Raw genomic sequence first — 17706 nt, 5'->3', positions numbered from 1 at the left:
TCAGCCTCCTGCGAGGGGGGAATGGGCGTCGGGTACTTCGGCCAGGCCGTTGAGCGGCTGGCCAGCAAGGAATCGGCGCAGGTTCTCGGCGAAGAACGCGACCGCCCCGTCCATGTACGTGTGGCAGAGCGTCGAACTCTTCGGCGTGAGCACGACCCGGGGGTGGAGCCGCAGCGGATGGCGAGCGGGCAGGGGCCTCGGGTCGGATACGTCCAGCGCGGCGCCCCGCAGGTGGCCGGTATTGAGGGCGGCCAGGAGGGCCGACTGGTCGACGGTTGTCGCACGGCCGAGATTGAGGAAGACGGCTCCCGGCTTACAGGCCGCGAAGAGGCCGTGGTCGAAGAGATGGTTCGTGGCCCGGGTGGCCGGCAGCAGGTCGACCACCACGTCGGCGATGGCGACGGCCTGGTGCACCGCCGAGGCGTGCATCCAGGTGATCCCGTCCCCCGCCGCCACAGGCGGTGTCCGTCGTACTCCGATCACGTCCGTACCGAAGGCGCGCGCGGTACGGGCCAGATGGCCACCGATGCTGCCGCAGCCGACGATGGTCATCGTCGACCCGGCCAGGTCGAAGAACTCCTCGGCGAGGTCGTCCTTCCACCAGGTCCGGTTCCGCTGGACGCGCTGGCTCGTGAACAACCCGCGAGAGAAGCCCAGGACCAGCCCCATGGCGTGCTCGGCCATGGGGCGGCCGTGAAACCCGTACGAGCGGGTCAGGGCCACCCCGGCGGAGTGCGCCTCGGCAACGGGCAGATGGTCGGTACCGGCGGCCGGGGATGCGATCCAGTTCAGATGCGGCGCGCCGACCAGCCACGATGGTTCGAACCGCCAGCCGAAGTAGATGCTGACTTCCGCCAGCCGGTACGGCACGTCCTCCTCGGCGGCCGTACGGAAATCCACACCCGGGAAAGAAGCACGTAGGAAACGCTCGTGCTCGGCGGACAACCGCCAGAAGGAGTGCGGGGATTCCAGGCTGATGAGCACCACCGGCCAGCTCATCGGCCCCTGCTTTCCCCTGTGGGCGACGGAGCCAGAGCCCATGGGGCGATGCTGCCGATGGCGGAGCCGATGCTGGCCTCGTAGTCGTGGCGTGAACGCACTAGAGCCGCACCGGCGTTCCGGAGCCGTTCGCGTTCTCGGGGCAGGGTGGTCAGGGCTCGGCGCAGGGCGGAGGCCAGAGACTGGGAGTCCCCGGGTGCGGCGGTGAATCCGGTCTCGCCTTCGATGACGGTCTGGGCCAGTCCGCCGGCGCTGGTCGCGACGACCGGCCCCGCTCCCGCCGCGAACGCCTCCAGAGGTATCCGTCCGAAGGGTTCCTCGCGCGAGGGAACGACGACCGCGCGCAGCGCGGGACTGTGCAGCCAGGAGCGGATGGAGGGGGTGAAGCGGGGGATCAGCGTCGCGGACAAGTCGTAGGCGCGGATACCTGCCGCCAGGTGCCTCTGGTACGAGGTCAGGTGCTCGTGATCATCCGACGTGACGGCGGCCAGGAGCAGGTGCGGCAGACGGACTCCTCGGCCCTTCAGAACGTGCAGCGCCTTCAGGAGGTCTTCGAACCCCTTGATGGGCACAGCGCGCCCCATCGCAAGCACGAAGCCGGCTCGAGCCTTGAAGGGCAGGGGCCGAACATGCGTTGGCCTGGCCATCTCCTCTCGGATCAGCCCGTTCGGGATGTTCACGATGCCCGCCCGCGGGATGGAACAGTTCGTGACGAGGTGGTCTCGCATGTGGGTGGAGATGGCCCCGATACGACCGCCCTGGGCGGTCGCCGCCCGCAGGCCCTCACGTTCCCAGCGGATTCGGGACAGGTCTCCAGGCCGCGTCAGGGCCGCTGCAGAGCGGGGGACGAGCAGCAGGTCTGTGGTCGGTGGCGTGTAAGCCGCGAGGCCGAGGAAGGGAACGTCGAGGCCGACGAGCAGGCAGCGGCTCGTGCGATCGGCGACGCGTGCGGCAGCCTTCCCCGCCAGGCCGCACAGGTGGGTGGAGCCGCGGACCGACCCCGGGGGCATCTGGACCTCGGGAATCGTGATCACCTCGGCCTCCGCCTCCTCCAGCATCAGCTGGACCTCGCAGCTCCACCGCCGATCGTGCGCGACCGCTGTTTCAGAGACGGGTGGGGAGACCACGGAGAGGCGGCCCGTCGGCAGGAGGCGGGCGAGTGCCGTGAGGAAGGCACGGTTACTGAAGCCGGTGCCCGACTCGGCGCCGTAGAGGCCTTCGTGAAGGGCGACAACTACGCGAGGATGGCGGATGGCCCTGGCCGCGTCGGTGAACGGGGACGGCGGGGCCGCATGGTCGATGCGCACCGTGTGGTGCCTCCTTCGAAGACAGGATCTTGCGGGCGCGGGTATCAGAGCGTTCTCGCAGGCGAAGAGCTGGACGTGCGCGTCAGCCGGCACCAGGCGCGGGTGCCGTCGGCGCCGGTCGTCAGGGACCAGGCGTCGGCCAGTGCCTCGACGAGGACCAGGCCCCGCCCCGATTCGGCCTGCTCCTCGGGCGCCGGGTGAGAGGTAGGTGGGGGTCGAAGGCAGCCACCGTCGGTCACGGTGATCTCGACCTCCAGGCCACCGACGACCGGGTTCCTACGGTCCACACACAGGACCAGGGGCGGGTTCCCCGAAGCGAACGCATTCGTTGCGAGTTCCGAACCGATCAGTCGGGCGTCGTCGAGCAGGTCCGCCTCGGTGCCGTGGAGCGCTACAGCGACGGCTTCCCGAGCGACCGCGGCCGCCCTCGGCCCGTACGGCAGGTCCGTGATCAGCGTGGTCGTACCGCCGCCATCGGCGTACCCGAGCGATGGCGCGGAGACCGGTCTCCCGGAGTCACGCTCCAGCACACTGCCCGGACGGTCTCGGGAGGTGCTCGTGTGGTTTCTCAAGGCCCACCTCTTTCTCCGCCGGCGTCGAAGGCGGCGCCTTCCGCCGTGACTCAAGAACACCGGAGGAGACCGGTCGTACAGCACCCGATCAGTCGGTCAACTCGGTCAACTTCCTTGATAGGCAGGAGATCCGGCAGCTGCCTGCCTCACCATGGGGAGCGCGAAGTGGTCGACGAACCGCTGGGACGTGAGGTGGTCGCACGTGGCACAGCAGGCAGGGGGGCCGAACGCCGTGCTGTCGGGGTGCCTCGACGAACTCGGATGGAGCCCCAAGGCGCTGGCTCGCAAGCTCAACCGGGTGTTCGGAGCGGGCACCGTAGCCGAGTCGGCGCCGTACCACTGGAGGGATGGCGGTTCCCTTCCGCGTTCGCCGTTGCCGATGATGGCTGCCTACGTGCTCTCCCAGGAGCTGGGCAGAGCCATCTCGGTGGCCGAACTGTGGCAAGGCCGCGCGGGCGACTCGTCGGCGCTCGTACCGGCGGACACGGATCTCGCACGGCCCTGGACCGTGCAGGGCATGGAGGCGATCGTGGAGGACTGGGTGATGGGAGGGCTCGTCGACCGACGCCGATTCCTCGCGATTTCAGGCGCGGGACTCCTCGCGATCGTCGCCCAGTACCTTGACGGAACGGCAGGGCGAGGCCAGTACGCGCCCCGGATAGCTCCGTCGAACGGCGCCGATCCACTCGTCGACCAGGTTGAGCAGCACCTGCCCATGCTCCAGTTGCTTGACGACGAGCACGGCGGGGCGCGACATCTCCCTTACGTAGGCGCTCAGTTCCGCGCGGTGGGACTACTCATTCACGATGGCGGTCACTCGCCCGTCGTCACGAGCAGACTCATCCGCGCGCTCGCGGAGATCGGCCAGCTTGCCGGCTGGATGGCCTTCGACGCCGCCGATCATGGCCTGGCGCAGCGCTACTTCGCCACGGCACTGCGAGCCGCGCATCAGGCCAACGACCTTCCCCTGTGCGCCCATATCCTCGGCGACCTCTCCTTCCAGGCAGCGAGCCGAGGACACCCAGCGGACGCAATCGCCCTGGGCGAGGCCGCCCGCCGCGCCAGCGAAGCCGCTCCGCCCGCCGCCCGGGCATCCGTCCTTTCCCGGCTCGCCTACGCGTATGCCGCCGCCGGCCGTGACAACGACTTCGCACACACCCGGGGCTCTGCCCGAGAACTGATCGCAAGTCGGGACGGCAGCCAGGAGGAGCCCCGGTGGATGTACTTCCTGACCGGCAACCACCTGGACTGCCAAGCCGGCTACGGCTTCATTCACATGGGGCGCGCGCGGCAGAAGGCCGACGGCGGCACGATGGCCCGACGATTCCTCGCGCAGGGGACCGAGATGCTCCTGTCCGGGGCATACGACGTTCCGCGTGGCGATCCCAGCCAACGTAGGGCCATGTTCGAGGGAGCATGGCTGGCCTTGGGGCACAGCGCTCACGGAGACCTGGAGGCGGCCTGCGAGATCGGACAGATCGCGGCTGACCGCCTTGACGTTGTGCGTTCACCGAGGAGCGCGGCCCTACTGCACCAGCTCGCCGCGGACCTCCGCCGCCGCCAGCGCAACCCGCACGTCCGCAGCTTCTTGCCGGTCCTCGAAGACGCCCTCGCCCGACATGCTCCATCGACGCCACCCGGCCGTTAATGTCGAGATCATGAACGCAGGGGAGTGTGTTGTCGTTGTCGGGGCTGGGGTGGCAGGACTGACCACCGCCGTCGTTCTCGCCGAGGCCGGGGCATTGGTACAGGTGGTCGCCGAGCAGGCGCCCGGTGCCACCTCGCTGGCCGCTGGGGCGATGTGGGGCCCGTACCTGGTCGAGCCGAAGGACAAGGTCGACCGGTGGGGGCAGCGGTCCCTGGAGGTCTTCCGGGAGCTGGCCGAGGACCAGGCCACAGGCGTCCGGCTCACCAGCGGCATTGAGGCATCGCGTACTGCCGAGTCTCCACCGGACTGGGCTACGACCCTGCCGGGGTTCCGGCCGTGCGAGCCGACCGAACTTCCGACCGGGTTCACCGCCGGGTACCGGTTCACAGTGCCGCTGATGGACATGCCCGCATATCTCGACTACCTCCTGCGCCGTTTGCATACGGCCGGCGCAACGGTCGAGCAGCGACGTCTGACTTCGCTCGCGGACCTCGGTCCGGTCCCTGTGATCGTCAATTGCGCGGGCTTGGGAGCCCGCGAGCTGGTCCTGGATCCAGAACTTCGGCCGATTCGCGGCCAGCACGTAGTCGTCACCAACCCGGGGCTCACCGAGTTCTTCTCCGAGGACACCGGTACTTCACCGGATCTGCTGTGCTTCTATCCCCACGGCGGGACCGTCGTCCTGGGCGGCACAGCCATCGACGGCGAAGGCGGCCTCGCTCCAGACGACGGGGCGGCGGCCGGCATTCTGGCTCGATGCGCCAAGGTCGAACCCCGCCTCGCCCGCGCCCGTGTCCTGGAGCACCGCATCGGCGCTAGGCCGACCCGTACTACGGTCCGCGTGGAGGCGGAGCGGGGGGAGGGCGGTGCGCTGGTCGTGCACAACTACGGTCACGGGGGTGCCGGTGTCACTCTGTCGTGGGGGTGCGCCGAGGAGGTTCGGGAATTGCTTGCTCCGAACTGACTCTGGATCCGCGGCCGCCATATCTTTCGCTTCGTGCGGCCCTCTTGGAGGGAAGACGTGACGCAACTGAACGCGAGGCAGAGACCAGGCATCGCCGCGGCGATCGTCGTCCACGAGGGGCGGGTCCTCATGGTGCGCCGTCGGGTCAATGAGGGACAGCTGTCCTGGCAGTTCCCTGCCGGCGAGGTTGAGCCCGGCGAGTCATGCGAGGGCGCCGCTGTGCGCGAAACCCGGGAGGAGACGGGCCTGACCGTCTCCGCAGCGAAGCTGCTCGGCGAGCGGGTCCACCCGAAGACGGGTCGGCTGATGTCATACACAGCCTGCGACGTGCTGAGCGGTACCGCCTACGTCGCAGACACCGAGGAGCTGGCCGAGCTCGCTTGGGTGGCCCACGGCGAGATCGTGCAGTACGTACCGTATGGGCTGTTCGAGCCCGTACAGGCTTACCTCGACGCAGCACTGCTGTAAAAGGTTGGCGCGCGGGCCCGGAAGCTGGTCGTATACGCGCCATGAGCCGTTTGAGTGAGTCCGTCACCAGTGTCATGCACATCCTCGATGGAGCGGACCTGGGCGCGGACTATACGGTCTCGCAGCTGCTCGACGAGACAACAGCCCGGCGCTCCCTGGATCTCTCCGACCTCTCTCCTCAGGAGCAGTCCGCGCTGGTAGAGGGACGCGCCATCAACCTGATCCCCTCGGCCGGGGTACTCGCCGAGAAGATCGAGGCCGCGCGGTCGGAGGGGCGCCAGTTCGTCATCAAGTACGGCATCGACCCGACCTCACCCGATGTTCACCTCGGCCACGCGGTGCCGATCATCATCGCCAGCCGGCTGCAGCGCATGGGCCACCACGTCGTCTTCATCATCGGCGACGTGACGGCGAAGATCGGTGACCCCTCGGGACGCTCCTCCGAACGGCCGACTCTTACCGACGAGGACATCGCCCGCAACCTGAGCACGTACCAGCAGCAGGTCACACCGTTCATCGACTTCGAGCGTGCCGACCTGCGCTTCAACGGTGAGTGGCTGAACAAGGTGAGCCTCCCGCAGCTCGTAGAAATCCTCGCCCGAGTACCCGTCTCCATGTCGCTCCAGCGTGAGGACTTCCGTACCCGGATCGCTGAGGGACAGGGTCTGTCCCTCGCCGAGTTCGTCTACTCCGTCGTCATGGCGATGGACTCGGTGGCCATCACAGCTGACGTCGAGTTGGGCGGAGTCGACCAGCTGCTGAACCTTCAGATGTGCCGCAAGGTCATGGAGATCTCGGAGCAGACGCCCGAGGTCGTCATCACCACTCCGCTGATCGAAGGGACCGACGGCACGGGCTCCAAGATGAGCAAGAGCAAGGGCAACTACGTCGGTCTGACGGCAACGCCCGATGATGTCTACGGTCGGCTGATGTCGATCCCCGACCACCTGACCGAGCCGTACCTGCAGCTCCTCACCGAGTGGACGGACGACGAGATCCGCGTGGTGACCAAGCGTCTGGAGGCGGGGACCGCGCACCCGATGGCCGTCAAGCGGATCCTCGCCGGTGAGGTGGTGGCCGCTCTCCACGGCCCGCACGTCGCAGCCGCCGCCCGCGCGGAGTTCACAGCTCGCTTCTCCAAGCGGTCCTTCGGGGACACCCAGAACCTCCCAGTCGTATCCATGAAGGAGCACGGCGAGGACACTCTGGGTGCCCTGATCAGCCGCACGCTGGACTTCGCGCCCAGCATCTCCGCCGTGCGCCGTGTAGCTCAGCAGAAGGGTCTGCGTCTCATCCGTGAGGCAGACGGAGAGCAGCAGACCACTCAGCTCACGGAGGCTTCCGTCCAGCAGGCGCTCGGCGCAGTGGTGAGCGAGATCGGGGCAGGCGACGGCGTCGAGTTGTACCTCAAGGTGGGTCGCAAGGTGGCCCGTATCGACGCCTGAGATCGAGAACCAGCGCCGGCCCACATCGGTGGGTCGGCGCCGTCTTGCTCAGCCTCCGTGTGACGCCGTGTGGCAGAGCTGTACGTGTGCGATGCACGACCACTCCATTGCGGGCCTGCCGCCCTGCGGCGACCTCGTTCATGGAGTTCCACCGCGCTTGTAGCCGACCCACAAACGACCGCCGACCTGCCCCAGCACCTCGTCCACCACTGCCGCGAGGGGCTCCGTCCGGCCCGCCAGGACCTCAGCAAGGCCATCGTGCAGGTGCATGCTGAGCCCCGGGGATGTGGTCTCAAGACGGCGGGCCAGCCACTTCCCGCCCCCGTTCCAGGATCCGCCAGCGGTCAGCGCCAACTCGCCCGTTCGGCGGACCAGTTCGGTGGCAATGAACAACCGTTCGCTCTGGTCCGCGCTCCCCGCGAGGTCGTCGAGGAGGTCCGTGATCGCGTAGCGGCGGTCATCGACCTCTTCGGCCGACACCGCCGGTGGTCCGGTAGCGGTCAACTTCCGTGCCTCAGCGGCGAGGTGCGCCCCGACTCCATCGTTGTCGAAGAGCAGGATTCCGTCGGCACACATCCAGAGCAGCGGTGACCGGCGTTTACGTACCTCCCGTTGGACGTACGCGTGCCACGTCGCTTCGGTGTGCACGAACATCTCCACCGGCCACTCACCGCTCCGAAGGCTTGCCCGGTACGGGGCTGGGGATCCACGGAGGAGCACCACGATGTCGAGGTCCGACATCGCCGTGCGGCGGCCCGTCACGACACTGCCTCCCAAGAACGCAGCCCGAGCGTCAGAGTGATGTTCCTCTACGACGGCACGTGCAGCATCAATCGCATCCATGTAGCAACTATCAGCACTCCGCCTACCGTGCGCACGAGGTTTCTTCGGGGACGCCGCAGTGCTGTGCTCCCGAGATTGGCTGCCGCTGCATATGGCACGTCCCTAGAACGGACGTCACCTGCCGGCGAACGACAGGGCGGCGAGCGATCTCAGACGATGGTCTTGGCCTCCGTCGGCGGTGACATCGACTCGGCTCACTTTGCTGTGCAGAGGGGTTCGGCTTGGGAGGAAATCTCCTATGCCGTGGTTCCGACGGCGAAGGGAGAGCAGCCCGTTCGCCGGGGGCAGACAGGAAAGAGTCGCGAAAGACTGGCCAGCGGGTGCAGAGGGATGTCAACGTAGACGAATCCTAGAAACCCCCAGCTCAGAGAGATGATCGCCGTGACCGTGGCACCCATGAGTCCCGGCTTCTCCACCATCGCGAAGGCCCTGAAAGTGCCCGACTGGCAGCTTGGCCCGGGTCAGCCCACGCTTGTGATGGATCAGTTCGCCGCAGAGGAATTCCACATGGTTGTGGACGACCGCGCCGACGTGCACGTCAACTCAAAGGACGGCCGGTTCCGCTTGGGCTGGTCGTCGGCTCGGCTGTCCGGGGACTGAGGACAAAGGATGGAAGATCGCGTCACCGGTACCGCGACGGTGCCTGGGTACAGCATCTCCTTCGACACCGAGATGCCGGTCGATATTGTCGCCGCCCCGGTGACGCGCGTGCTGGAAACCACCTGTCCTCGATGAGATACGTCTGCCGGCGTCGGCTGACTCGGTGCGGACAGAGCCCACGCTCACCGAAGGGGGCGGTCCTCCGCGTCTGTCAGCCCGCTGCCCAGAGCAATGACGGTTGCCCCAGAGGCTTCGGGAATGACCGTCGGTGATGTCGTCGCGAAAGTCTGTGGCGAGATCAGACGGCCTGTCGTCAGTCTGGCTGAGGGGCGGGACCGGGACAGGCGGCCCACGGGCACCTGCCGCCCGAGGTGGCTGGCACTTTGAACTGGCAGGCTCCCGTCCGGGCGCCGCCGCCCTTGCCGCGTTGCTGGCGGCAAGTAGATCCGCATCTAAGCCTTGGAGGCGCTCCTGTATCCCGACTCTCCGCTAGACTCGTCGACTCCAAACCGGGGAGCTCTGCCTGCGTACTGGGTCGGTCCCCGGCACCTGGCTGGTGATGACGGACGTCTCTACGATGCCGTCGCTGACACGCTCGCCGGCCTCGGCTGGACCAGCCTCGTGATCGTCCGCGGACGGGAGCATAACGAGGGCCCGGAGGACCGGCAGGTAGTGCGCAGCACCGTCCTCCACATTAGCCCCGACACTCTTCGGTGGGCCCAATGGGTGCTGCCGGATGAGCCGTTTTACCTGGGTGAGCTGCCTATCGCCTGGCAGATTTCTGCCCGAGAGCATCCAGACAGCCCGCTCGCGCGGTGGTCGGCCTACTTCACCCCTGGCATCCCGGGTGAGGTCCTCTGCGACTTTCTCCTCGCGCTTGACGCCCGCGACCAGCCCACCACGGAGCTCATGGGCCCAGAGCTCGTTCTGGACGTTGTCGCGGAGCACGGCTGGCTCCGCGATGTCGACCAGCCCTACTCGGTGGCGATGCACCCCACCTTTACCTCTCATCTCAGCTTCGGTGAGGTCCCACCCCTCATCCAGGACACCGATCCCCGCGCCCTGAGCGTCGAGGCGCAGGAGCCAGGGGCGACTGGCTGGCAGGCGTGGGCTGAGCCGGTTATGGGCGCCGCATATCTGTGGGCTGCGTCGTTTAGCGCGAGCGTGCCGCACAATCTTGCCGCCGCGTTCGCCTCCTCGCTCAGCTCCACCGCGCCGGTTCTACGCCAGGTGCTGCCGGAGAGCACACGGGACCGTCTCCTGCGTGCCCCGGCCAGCTGAGCAGGAGCCCGACGTTATGAAGCCGGGCCCCGTTCGGGGGCCCGGCCCCTACGAGACCACGAGTTCAGCCTCAGTAACCGACGATCGTCGGCTATGTTCCGGCTCGTTGACCGATCAGTGCGGACGGCTGGGGTAGTTCGATGCCCTGGCCGTCGAGGGTGCCGCAGGTGCTGGGGGCAGGGTGCGCCGGCTGTCTCGGGTGGGTGTGGCCTGGGGGTTTGCAGGTGCGGCGGGCAGGTGGGCGCTGCGGCGCAGGCGCCAGACGAGGATGTCACTGATGGAGTCGGCAGTGTCGAGCTCGCGACGTCGTGTGGCTTCGGCGAGCAGTGCGGCCGGGTCGTGGCCTGCCTGCTGGGAGTCGGCGAGGGTGGCGGCCAGAGCAGGCCAGCCTGGCTCGGCCTGGATTCGTTCGGCGAGTTCTGGCACCGCCCGGTGCAGGAGATCGGCCTGCCGTTGCTGAGAATGCGGTGCCAGACGCTGGCCTCGCCGACGGAGGGCGGCCAAGGGGCGGGCCGCGGCGCCCTGGTAGGCGGTGCGTAGATGCTCGGCGGCTTGCTGGGCTGCGGCTGCCTGCTGACGGTGGTGCCTTTCGTCGTGCCAGTTGGCCGCAGTGATGACGAGGAAGAAGACCATGTCGATGACCATCGCTGTGGTGGCTCCGTCTTCGCCGCGCCCGAGGGCGGGGCCGCTGTGGACGAGGTCGTGGGCGGCCTGCCGTAGGGCGTGGTCATGCCCACGTACGGCACGCACGTGGGAGCGGCTGGCCCGCTCGAACACGAAGGCCGCCTGCCGGAGTTCAGCACGGGTGTGGTCAGCAGAGGTCTTGGCGAGCGCGTCCAGGACCTCACCTGCTGCGGCGATCTGCGCTGCTGCCACGCCATCGTCGCCGTGATCAATGATCAACAAAGCCTGCCAGGTGGCAGCGGCAGCCCGGCGCCGGGCGAACGCGGGATGGGTCACCGGCGGCGGGGCGGGCCGCACCGGCTCATGCCCGCCCTCGGAGTCCGCCTCTGCGTGAAGGGACCAGCGTTCGCGGATGCGGGGCAGGGACAGGTCGGGTGCGAGGGTGGAGCCGGCATAGAAGACCGGCTCGTCGTCCTTGTTGCGGTCACCGGGCAGCGCGACCTTGTAGCCGAGGAGTTCGCCCGAGGGTGCGATCCGCTTGCGGATCAGAAGGCCTTCGGCGGCCAGACGGTCGAAGAACTCATCTGTGGAGGCGGCGCCGGCTGACGCGCCGCGCACGGTCTCGCGCAGCCCCTCCCGCACCGTGCGCTCTCGCCCTTGGCGTTCGGCTTTGTGGCGCTCGGCGCTGGTGGGGCGTTTGGCCGCGGTGCCGTCGCCGGGGGTAACGCGGTGCAGGTCGTAGTCGGCTTCGATGAGCCGGGCTTCGGCTTGGGCGCGTTGGCCGGAGCGGTGGTGGTCGGGGCGGCGGCCGTCCTCGCGTACGAGGGTGGCGATGATGTGGATGTGGTCGTTGGCGTGACGGACGGCGGCCCACCGGCACCCGGCGTCGTCCGGGCCGCCGGAGTCGATGCCGGTGGCGGCCACGATGCGGCGGGCGATGTCGCCCCACTCCTCGTCGCTCAGGATGCGGTCGGTGCGTGCCGCGCGGACGGAGCAGTGCCACACGTGCTGGTCGGGCCGCTGGTCTGCGTCAAGGAGGTGCAGTGGCTGGTCGAGAAGCCGCTGGAGGTCTTCCTTCGTCGCGGAGGGGTCGCGGCCGGGGTCAGGCGCCATGTCGTCGAAGGAGGCGACCAGGTGCGGGTCGACGTGCTCTTCGCGGGTGCCCTTGCCGTAGAGGTAGTTGAGCAGGCCGCGGGTGCTGCTGCCTTGCTTGTGGATGCGGGGAATCAAGCGGCCTCGTTCATCTGGCGGTTGTTGATCCGCTCAACGGCCGCCCTGGTGGCGGTGGCCGCTCGGCGGACATAGGCAAGGGTTTCCTCGATGCGGGCGCCGTCGATTTCGCCGCCCGAGTTGAGTGTCTTGGTCATCTGGTTGAGGTTGCTGCTGGCCCAGCCGAGCTTGCGGCCGGTGGCGAAGAGCTCGGTGAGGACGTCGTGGTCGGCGGCGATGCTGGCGGCCGTGCGGGTCTGGTCGCGGGCGGCGGCCAGGGCGGAGTGGGCGAGGAATCCGGCGATACTCATGCCGACGGCATCGGCGCCGTCCTGGATGAGGGTGCGTTCGCGTTCGTTGAGTCGGACGCTGTGGGCGGGGCGCTGCTTCTTGTCGCGCGGGCGGGATTTCCCCCTGGTCAGGCGCGTGTGGCCGGCCGTACTTGGCTGCGAACCGCCCTCGGTCGCAGCCCTCCCGTCCGGCGCCCCCTGGCGCTGGTCGGGCCCCGCCACCCCTGGGGTGGGGTCGGGTTCGGGCGCTCCCCCTGCGGGGGAGTGTCCGAACCTCCAACTTGCTGCGCTGGTGGTTGGGGTGGTGGGCACCTCCTGTTGACGGGTGCCGAGGCGTTCATTGTGTCGTTCGTGCACGTGCGGTTCTCCGGGGTGTGTTCGGGTGGGGGAGCTGAACTGCCAAGGCGCCGATTGACCAGGGGTGGGGCAGCTCTTGGGCTGTTGCGGGACGAGATCTGGGACGGGCTGTTGAGGTAGGGCCGTCGGGCCGAGAGTCGTGGTCGAAGGACGTGCGCCGGTGACCGGTTCCCCGGCGTGCGGGCGGCGGTGCACGGTCCCCAGACGGTTCGGGGCAGTGACGAGATGCTCATCGGGGACGGTCCCCGTGACACGTCGTCAGGGGGACCGTCCCGTCCTGCTGGACTGCGGGGACCGGTCCCCAACCGCGTGCGCCGATGCGGGATCGGTCCCCGTCATAGGGGGACGCTCTGGAGACCAACCAGATAGCCCGTCTGAGCTGCAGTTTCCGGGGGACCGGTCCCGAGTCGGTCCCCAGTTCGGTGGAGTCACGGTCCCCGATTCCGACGCGTGGTGTTCCCGCACATGACGGTCCCCGCCAAGGGGTGACCGTGATCGCGGGGACCGTCGGGGACCGAGATCCGGTCCCCGAACTTCGCAGGCTCGGTCCCCGGGACGTGGTCCCCAAGGTGCTCATCGAGACGTCCTCGTCCGTCGGGTCCTACTGATCCGGGACCCGACGGCTGTGGGACTACGAAGCTACGGTGAGGAGCGAGGCTGGCCCGCGTCACGCAGTCCGCTGTCGGTCCATCCGGGCAGTCGCTAGGTCGATGCGTGACGGGTGGGGAGTCGCACGTACCGCGTTGCCCTTGGCGGTGCCGTCCGGGCTTGCCCGCCGTTGTCGGCACGGGGTGCCCGCAGGCGCGTGACACCACTCGCACCGGACACTGAGGGCGTCGGGGACACCTGCGGTGACGGCGTCCTCGCGTGCGGCGCGGGTTGGTCGGTAGCGGGTCAGCTCGGTGCGGACGGCCGGCGGGATGTATGACCCGATGGCGCGCAGGTGCTCCTCGATGTCGCGTTGCGGGTCACCGCCGGTGATCTGCCGGTGTGTGGAAGGCGGGGCCACGCCGGCCGCGACGGCGTGGCGGGCGCGGAGCAACTCGGCTCGCCAAGCGGCAGGATCGTCCGGGTCGGCAGTCGGTGTGGGGTCGGTGTGCCGGTCGAGGCGGTCGCGCCGATGGGCCCGCCATCTGCGGGCGACGTCCACGGGCAGGATCGGGTACGGGGAGTCGAGGACGTGTGCCCGTATTGCCTCCCGGACGTCCCAGCCGTGGTTCGTGGCGAAGGGCACGTCGTCGAGCGACTCCTGCCACTGGGTGATCTGGTCACGGGCTTCGCCCGTGCCGGTGCGGATGGTGCGGGGGTCGAGGCGACCGGTGTAGGCGAGGACAGCGGCGACTTCGCGTGGGTCCAAGGGCGGGTTACTCCGTTCCGGTCGGTTCGTCGAGGGCGGCGAGCAGGGCGGCCATGTGCTGCTCGGAGCGCGTCATGCCAGGGGCCCGGGTGGGCGTGCCGCCGGGCAGGGCGTAGAGGTTCGGGCGGCCTGGGGTGGGGGTGTGCTCCCGGGCGATCCAAGCGCGCCAGTCGGCAGCCCAGGCGGCTGCGGTACGGGGAGGCCACGTGACCCGGTAGACGCGCCACTTCTCGTCGGCCGATCGGACGGCTTGCTCGCCGAGGCGGTCGAGATGGCCGTGCTGTTGCAACCAGGTCCGGGTGCCGTCGTCGATCTGCCACTGGTCGGCGGAGATGAGTGGGGCAGAGCTGCTGCTCTTACCGTTCACCTTTGGTTCTCTACCGTTCTGGGGGTCGGAATCCGTGCCCCCGACGGGTCGGAATCCGGACCCTCCCGGGGTCGGATTCCGTTGCCCAGGGCCGGATTCCGGCCCCTCTTCGAAAGGATCGGAAGGGTCGGATTCCGGCACCCCGAGGGTCGGAATCCGATCTCCCGGAAGGGCCGGTTCCCGGTCCCCTTCAACGGCGTGTTCGGCGAGGAACCGGGCGGCTTCCGGGAGGTGGTAGTACGTCTCTCCCCGTGGCCCCTTGCGGTCACCGAGCGCCACGAGCTCGCCGTCGGCGATCAGCTTGGCCAGGGCGTCGCGTACGGCGGTACGGGAGGCGTTCGCTCGCTTCATCAGGGTGGGGACGGAGGCGTACGCGACGCAGTTCCGGTCGCGGCAGCGGTCGGCGATCAACGCGAGCACCATGCGGGCGGTGCCCTTGCTTCGGCTGTGGTCCCACACCCACTCTCGGGCGTCGAGGCTCATGGGTCGGCGGCTCCTGGGTCAGGTCGGGCAGGTGGAGGTGCGCGCCCTTGTCGGGCGGTGCGCGGGGAGGGTGGCGGTACGGCCCCGGCCCGAGGGGCGTGGGGGTTGGTGGCTTCGCCTAGCCAAGACAGCCACATCAACGCCGCAGAAGTCCAGCATTCCGCCGAGAATTCAGACAGCTGACGGCGAACGCATGCTCCGGGTCATTACCTAAATGATAATCCCAGACTGCCGGTTGCCGAAATTGGTTGCCCACGGGACTGAGCCAGAAGGATCACATCGGGAGGCCGTTGACCTCCGTCGGAGCGCAAGCTACAACACAACATCCCATGTCAGAGCACCCGTCCGACCGATGCAGCCATCACCCGCCGGCTGCCCGGAACCCAACCCGCAGCAACTCCCCTTGCCCGGCCGGGCGCAACATAGCCGACGATCGCCGGTTTACCAAACCGGCGAATGCGAGTTCCAATTGGAGCTATGGCAGCACGATCCCTGGAAATCGGTCCGGCCGGAATACGGACCGCCCGCACCATCGAAGTCCTCCGTACCGAACGCGGTCTCGCCCAAGGAGAGTTGGCCGCCCGTGTCACCGCCCTCGGCCGCCCGATGTCCAACACGATGCTGTCCCGCATCGAATGTGCCGAACGCCGCTGCGACATCGACGACCTCGTCGCCCTCGCCCAGGCCCTCCACGTCTCGCCCCTCGTGCTGCTGCAGAGACCGAGCGCCATGTGACGAAGGCCGCCCAGCACTGCTGAGTGAGCAGGCCCCCAACCGAGTTAGGACCCACTCTTCTTGCACCACTCCGAGATACCCCCTGCCCTCGTACGCCGCCTTCCTAGCACCGAGGGCGGAGCTTCCTTGCCCCGTCTCTACCGCCCCGAAGAAATCGCCGAAGCCCTCGGCTGTTCCGCCTGGTGGGTCAAGGACCGTGCTCGGCGCGGCCTCATCCCGCACACCCGCGTCGGTCGCGCCTACCGCTTCACCGCCGTACACCTCGCCGAGATCGTCCGCCTCCACGAAGAGCGCCCGAAGCAATCCTTCAGCAGTGCGCCGGCCGGTCCAGCAGTAACAAGTCCTCCCGCTGCACGAACTCGCGCCGCCCAGTCTCCTCGGCCGACTACGGACGCGACGACGGGGCATCTGCGGGCCCGGCCGCCGCGCCGTACCCAGTACGAGACCGTCGCGTAGCGCGCCCGCACCCAGCCACGAGCCAAGAGCAAGGAGGAAGACGGAAGTTGGGTTTCGCGGAGAAGCGTGGGAACTACTGGCGCGGCAGATACAAGACCGCGCCCGGCATGCACCTCACGGTCGCCGACGAGAACGGCAAGGCGATCCGGTTCGCCACCAAGGGCGAGGCCCAGCGCGCCGCGAGCGAGGCCGAGAACAAGTACCGGCGCGGTGACTGGCGCGACCCGTCGCTTGGCCAGGAGACCTTCGGCGAGTACGCGAACCGCTGGTACGCGGCCCAGGACCTGGCCGCCTCGACCATGCAGAATTACAAGCGTCACATCGAGGAGCACCTGCTCCCCGACTTCGAGGACAAAGGGCTCGCCGGCGTCCTGCGCACGGACGTCGATCTGTGGGAGAAGAAGGAGAAGGCCGTGTACGCGGCCTCCAGCGTCAAGACCTGGCGCTCGACGCTCCACCTGATCTTCGAGGACGCGATCGACGAGGGCTTGATCACGTCCAACCCGGCGGCCAGGCGGCGCGGACGCGGTAAGCGCGCCGGCCGCTCCCGCTACCGCGGCCCGGAGAAGGTCATCACTGACCCGCTCGGCATCCTGCTGACCGCCGAACGGGCCGCCCTGCTCTCCGGCCGCGATGATGAGTTCGTCGCTGTCGTCCTCAAGGGATACACCGGTATGCGCTGGGGCGAAATCGTCGGCCTGGACACGGAGTTCGCCCGCCCAGGCTCCATCCGCGTCGAGTGGCAGCTGTACGAACTCGACACGGGCGAGCTGGTGCGCTGTCCGCCCAAGGACGACAGCTACCGCAAGATCGATGCGATGGACTGGCTGTCGGCCCTGGTTGCCAACCACGTCGCCCGAACGAAGCCGAAAGCCTGCCCGTGTCACGGCAAGACCTACGTCTTCCAGGGACAGGGCGCGGCCCGCACCGGCGGCCACCAGGGCGCGAAGCTCATCGACGTCGCACGCCGTGCCGAAGTCTCCACGGGCACGGTGTCCAACGTCCTCAACCACCCCGACCGCGTCACCGAGGCGAAGCGGGTGAGGGTGGAGCAGGCCATCGTGGACCTGGGATTCGTGCGGGGCGGCGTGGTGGCGCAGCACGCAGCCCACTGGCGCCGAAACGGCTTTGCGACATGGCTGTTCACCCCGGCGGTCTCCGGCTGGTACCCGAGGAAGGCACCACAGGAGGCCCGTCCCGTACCGCTGCTCGGCGAGCCGTGGCCCGGCGTCCCGGCCCGAGGACGCGGCGCAAGCGACCGAGCCGACGCCTGCTGGCTCCCGATCGCCAAGGGCCTTACGCCCCACGGCCTTCGCCACACCCACCGGACCGTGATGGAGGATCTCGGCACCGAGAAGGTCCTCATGGACGAACGCATGGGCCACATCGACGGCTCAGTCTCCGCTCGCTACGCCCACGTCACCCCCGGCATGCGCAGGCGCCTCATGGTCGGGCTGACCGAACAATGGGAGACGGCACTCGACGCCCGCCTGGCGATGAGCCCCACGTCACCAGTCCGTGTACTCGGCGATCTCCTACGGGCACGCAGAGAGTCGCATGCGCTTGAAGAGCCCCAACGGTGAATGCTGCTGTGCTCCTGGCGGTCACCGCCAGGAGCACAGCCATCTCCCGCGATGCCTCACCGGCCCAGCGTCAACATGGAGCGGTCAGCTCGCTCCGGCAGTTACGGCAAATACCCAG

Annotated in this window: 16 protein-coding genes and 1 pseudogene; 9 read left to right on the top strand and 8 right to left on the bottom strand. The window is 68.5% G+C overall.

Features of this window, described 5'->3' with window-relative positions:
* The 3 genes from QR77_RS16855 to QR77_RS16845 are packed head-to-tail and all read right to left on the bottom strand — an operon-like array spanning position 1 to position 2878.
* Positions 1 to 999 (bottom strand): D-2-hydroxyacid dehydrogenase, encoded by a 999-nt coding sequence (locus QR77_RS16855; protein ID WP_040022644.1) that lies wholly within the window; start codon positions 997 to 999, stop codon positions 1 to 3.
* Positions 996 to 2306, bottom strand: a complete 1311-nt coding sequence (locus QR77_RS16850; protein ID WP_040022642.1) for a glycosyltransferase family 4 protein — start codon at positions 2304 to 2306, stop codon at positions 996 to 998. Before QR77_RS16850 ends, QR77_RS16855 begins: the two co-directional genes overlap by 4 nt.
* Before the next feature lie 44 nt (positions 2307 to 2350).
* Entirely contained in the window at positions 2351 to 2878 is a 528-nt protein-coding gene (locus QR77_RS16845) for an ATP-binding protein (RefSeq protein ID WP_078876767.1), read from the bottom strand.
* Between the two features lie 202 nt (positions 2879 to 3080).
* On the opposite strand from QR77_RS16845, the gene QR77_RS16840 reads away from it, so the two are divergent.
* The 4 genes from QR77_RS16840 to tyrS are packed head-to-tail and all read left to right on the top strand — an operon-like array spanning position 3081 to position 7403.
* Positions 3081 to 4526 (top strand): hypothetical protein, encoded by a 1446-nt coding sequence (locus QR77_RS16840; RefSeq protein ID WP_040028132.1) that lies wholly within the window; start codon positions 3081 to 3083, stop codon positions 4524 to 4526.
* Between the two features lie 10 nt (positions 4527 to 4536).
* The gene (locus QR77_RS16835) at positions 4537 to 5490 is read left to right on the top strand and encodes an FAD-dependent oxidoreductase (protein ID WP_040028131.1); all 954 of its coding nucleotides are present in this window, start codon (positions 4537 to 4539) and stop codon (positions 5488 to 5490) included.
* A gap of 57 nt (positions 5491 to 5547) precedes the next feature.
* Positions 5548 to 5958, top strand: a complete 411-nt coding sequence (locus QR77_RS16830; RefSeq protein WP_040022639.1) for an NUDIX hydrolase — start codon at positions 5548 to 5550, stop codon at positions 5956 to 5958.
* A gap of 41 nt (positions 5959 to 5999) precedes the next feature.
* Positions 6000 to 7403: a tyrosine--tRNA ligase gene (gene tyrS / locus QR77_RS16825; RefSeq protein WP_040022637.1), complete on the top strand. Its 1404-nt coding sequence runs from the start codon at positions 6000 to 6002 to the stop codon at positions 7401 to 7403.
* A gap of 138 nt (positions 7404 to 7541) precedes the next feature.
* On the opposite strand, the gene QR77_RS16820 is transcribed toward tyrS, so the two are convergent.
* Entirely contained in the window at positions 7542 to 8246 is a 705-nt protein-coding gene (locus QR77_RS16820) for a nucleotidyltransferase domain-containing protein (RefSeq protein ID WP_040022635.1), read from the bottom strand.
* 381 nt (positions 8247 to 8627) lie between these two features.
* Between QR77_RS16820 and QR77_RS16815 the strand changes: the two are divergent.
* Both QR77_RS16815 and QR77_RS16810 read left to right on the top strand, forming a co-directional pair.
* Positions 8628 to 8981 (top strand): annotated as a pseudogene (locus QR77_RS16815) (hypothetical protein).
* A gap of 324 nt (positions 8982 to 9305) precedes the next feature.
* Positions 9306 to 10127, top strand: coding sequence for a DUF317 domain-containing protein (locus QR77_RS16810; RefSeq protein WP_040022633.1), 822 nt, complete (start codon positions 9306 to 9308; stop codon positions 10125 to 10127).
* A gap of 114 nt (positions 10128 to 10241) precedes the next feature.
* Here QR77_RS16810 and QR77_RS16805 read toward each other — a convergent pair whose 3' ends face one another.
* The 4 genes from QR77_RS16805 to QR77_RS16790 form a co-directional block, all read right to left on the bottom strand.
* Positions 10242 to 11981 carry a mobilization protein gene (locus QR77_RS16805; RefSeq protein ID WP_040022631.1) on the bottom strand — a complete coding sequence of 580 codons (1740 nt, stop codon included), beginning with the start codon at positions 11979 to 11981 and terminating at the stop codon, positions 10242 to 10244.
* The gene (locus QR77_RS48680) at positions 11978 to 12271 is read right to left on the bottom strand and encodes a mobilization protein (RefSeq protein WP_236710692.1); all 294 of its coding nucleotides are present in this window, start codon (positions 12269 to 12271) and stop codon (positions 11978 to 11980) included. Before QR77_RS48680 ends, QR77_RS16805 begins: the two co-directional genes overlap by 4 nt.
* 1003 nt (positions 12272 to 13274) lie before the next feature.
* Positions 13275 to 13964, bottom strand: a complete 690-nt coding sequence (locus QR77_RS16795) for a hypothetical protein (protein ID WP_040022628.1) — start codon at positions 13962 to 13964, stop codon at positions 13275 to 13277.
* 7 nt (positions 13965 to 13971) lie between these two features.
* Positions 13972 to 14814: a DNA-binding protein gene (locus tag QR77_RS16790; protein WP_040022626.1), complete on the bottom strand. Its 843-nt coding sequence runs from the start codon at positions 14812 to 14814 to the stop codon at positions 13972 to 13974.
* A gap of 477 nt (positions 14815 to 15291) precedes the next feature.
* Here QR77_RS16790 and QR77_RS16785 point away from each other — a divergent pair, with 477 nt between their 5' ends.
* The 3 genes from QR77_RS16785 to QR77_RS16780 all read left to right on the top strand — a co-directional run bounded on the left by QR77_RS16785 (position 15292) and on the right by QR77_RS16780 (position 17588).
* Positions 15292 to 15549 (top strand): helix-turn-helix transcriptional regulator, encoded by a 258-nt coding sequence (locus QR77_RS16785; RefSeq protein ID WP_040022625.1) that lies wholly within the window; start codon positions 15292 to 15294, stop codon positions 15547 to 15549.
* A 126-nt stretch (positions 15550 to 15675) separates the two neighbouring features.
* Positions 15676 to 16005 carry a helix-turn-helix domain-containing protein gene (locus tag QR77_RS43630; RefSeq protein ID WP_078876765.1) on the top strand — a complete coding sequence of 110 codons (330 nt, stop codon included), beginning with the start codon at positions 15676 to 15678 and terminating at the stop codon, positions 16003 to 16005.
* Positions 16006 to 16052: 47 nt separating this feature from the next.
* Positions 16053 to 17588 carry a LacI family DNA-binding transcriptional regulator gene (locus QR77_RS16780; protein WP_040022623.1) on the top strand — a complete coding sequence of 512 codons (1536 nt, stop codon included), beginning with the start codon at positions 16053 to 16055 and terminating at the stop codon, positions 17586 to 17588.
* Positions 17589 to 17706 lie beyond the last annotated feature (118 nt).

It is taken from the genome of Streptomyces sp. 150FB (assembly GCF_000818195.1).
In the GTDB taxonomy this organism is placed as follows: domain Bacteria; phylum Actinomycetota; class Actinomycetes; order Streptomycetales; family Streptomycetaceae; genus Streptomyces.
The sequence above is the reverse complement of the archived record's forward strand: the minus strand, read 5'-3'. Positions and strand labels throughout refer to the sequence as shown.

What these genes read in the sequence shown, in the direction of transcription:
- QR77_RS16790 (WP_040022626.1), bottom strand. Translation starts at nt 14,814, where the DNA reads ATGAGCCTCGACGCCCGAGAGTGGGTGTGGGACCACAGCCGAAGCAAG.
- QR77_RS48680 (WP_236710692.1), bottom strand. Translation starts at nt 12,271, where the DNA reads ATGAGTATCGCCGGATTCCTCGCCCACTCCGCCCTGGCCGCCGCCCGC.
- QR77_RS16820 (WP_040022635.1), bottom strand. Translation starts at nt 8,246, where the DNA reads ATGGATGCGATTGATGCTGCACGTGCCGTCGTAGAGGAACATCACTCT.
- QR77_RS16835 (WP_040028131.1), top strand. Translation starts at nt 4,537, where the DNA reads ATGAACGCAGGGGAGTGTGTTGTCGTTGTCGGGGCTGGGGTGGCAGGA.
- tyrS (WP_040022637.1), top strand. Translation starts at nt 6,000, where the DNA reads ATGAGCCGTTTGAGTGAGTCCGTCACCAGTGTCATGCACATCCTCGAT.
- QR77_RS16785 (WP_040022625.1), top strand. Translation starts at nt 15,292, where the DNA reads ATGGCAGCACGATCCCTGGAAATCGGTCCGGCCGGAATACGGACCGCC.
- QR77_RS16855 (WP_040022644.1), bottom strand. Translation starts at nt 999, where the DNA reads ATGAGCTGGCCGGTGGTGCTCATCAGCCTGGAATCCCCGCACTCCTTC.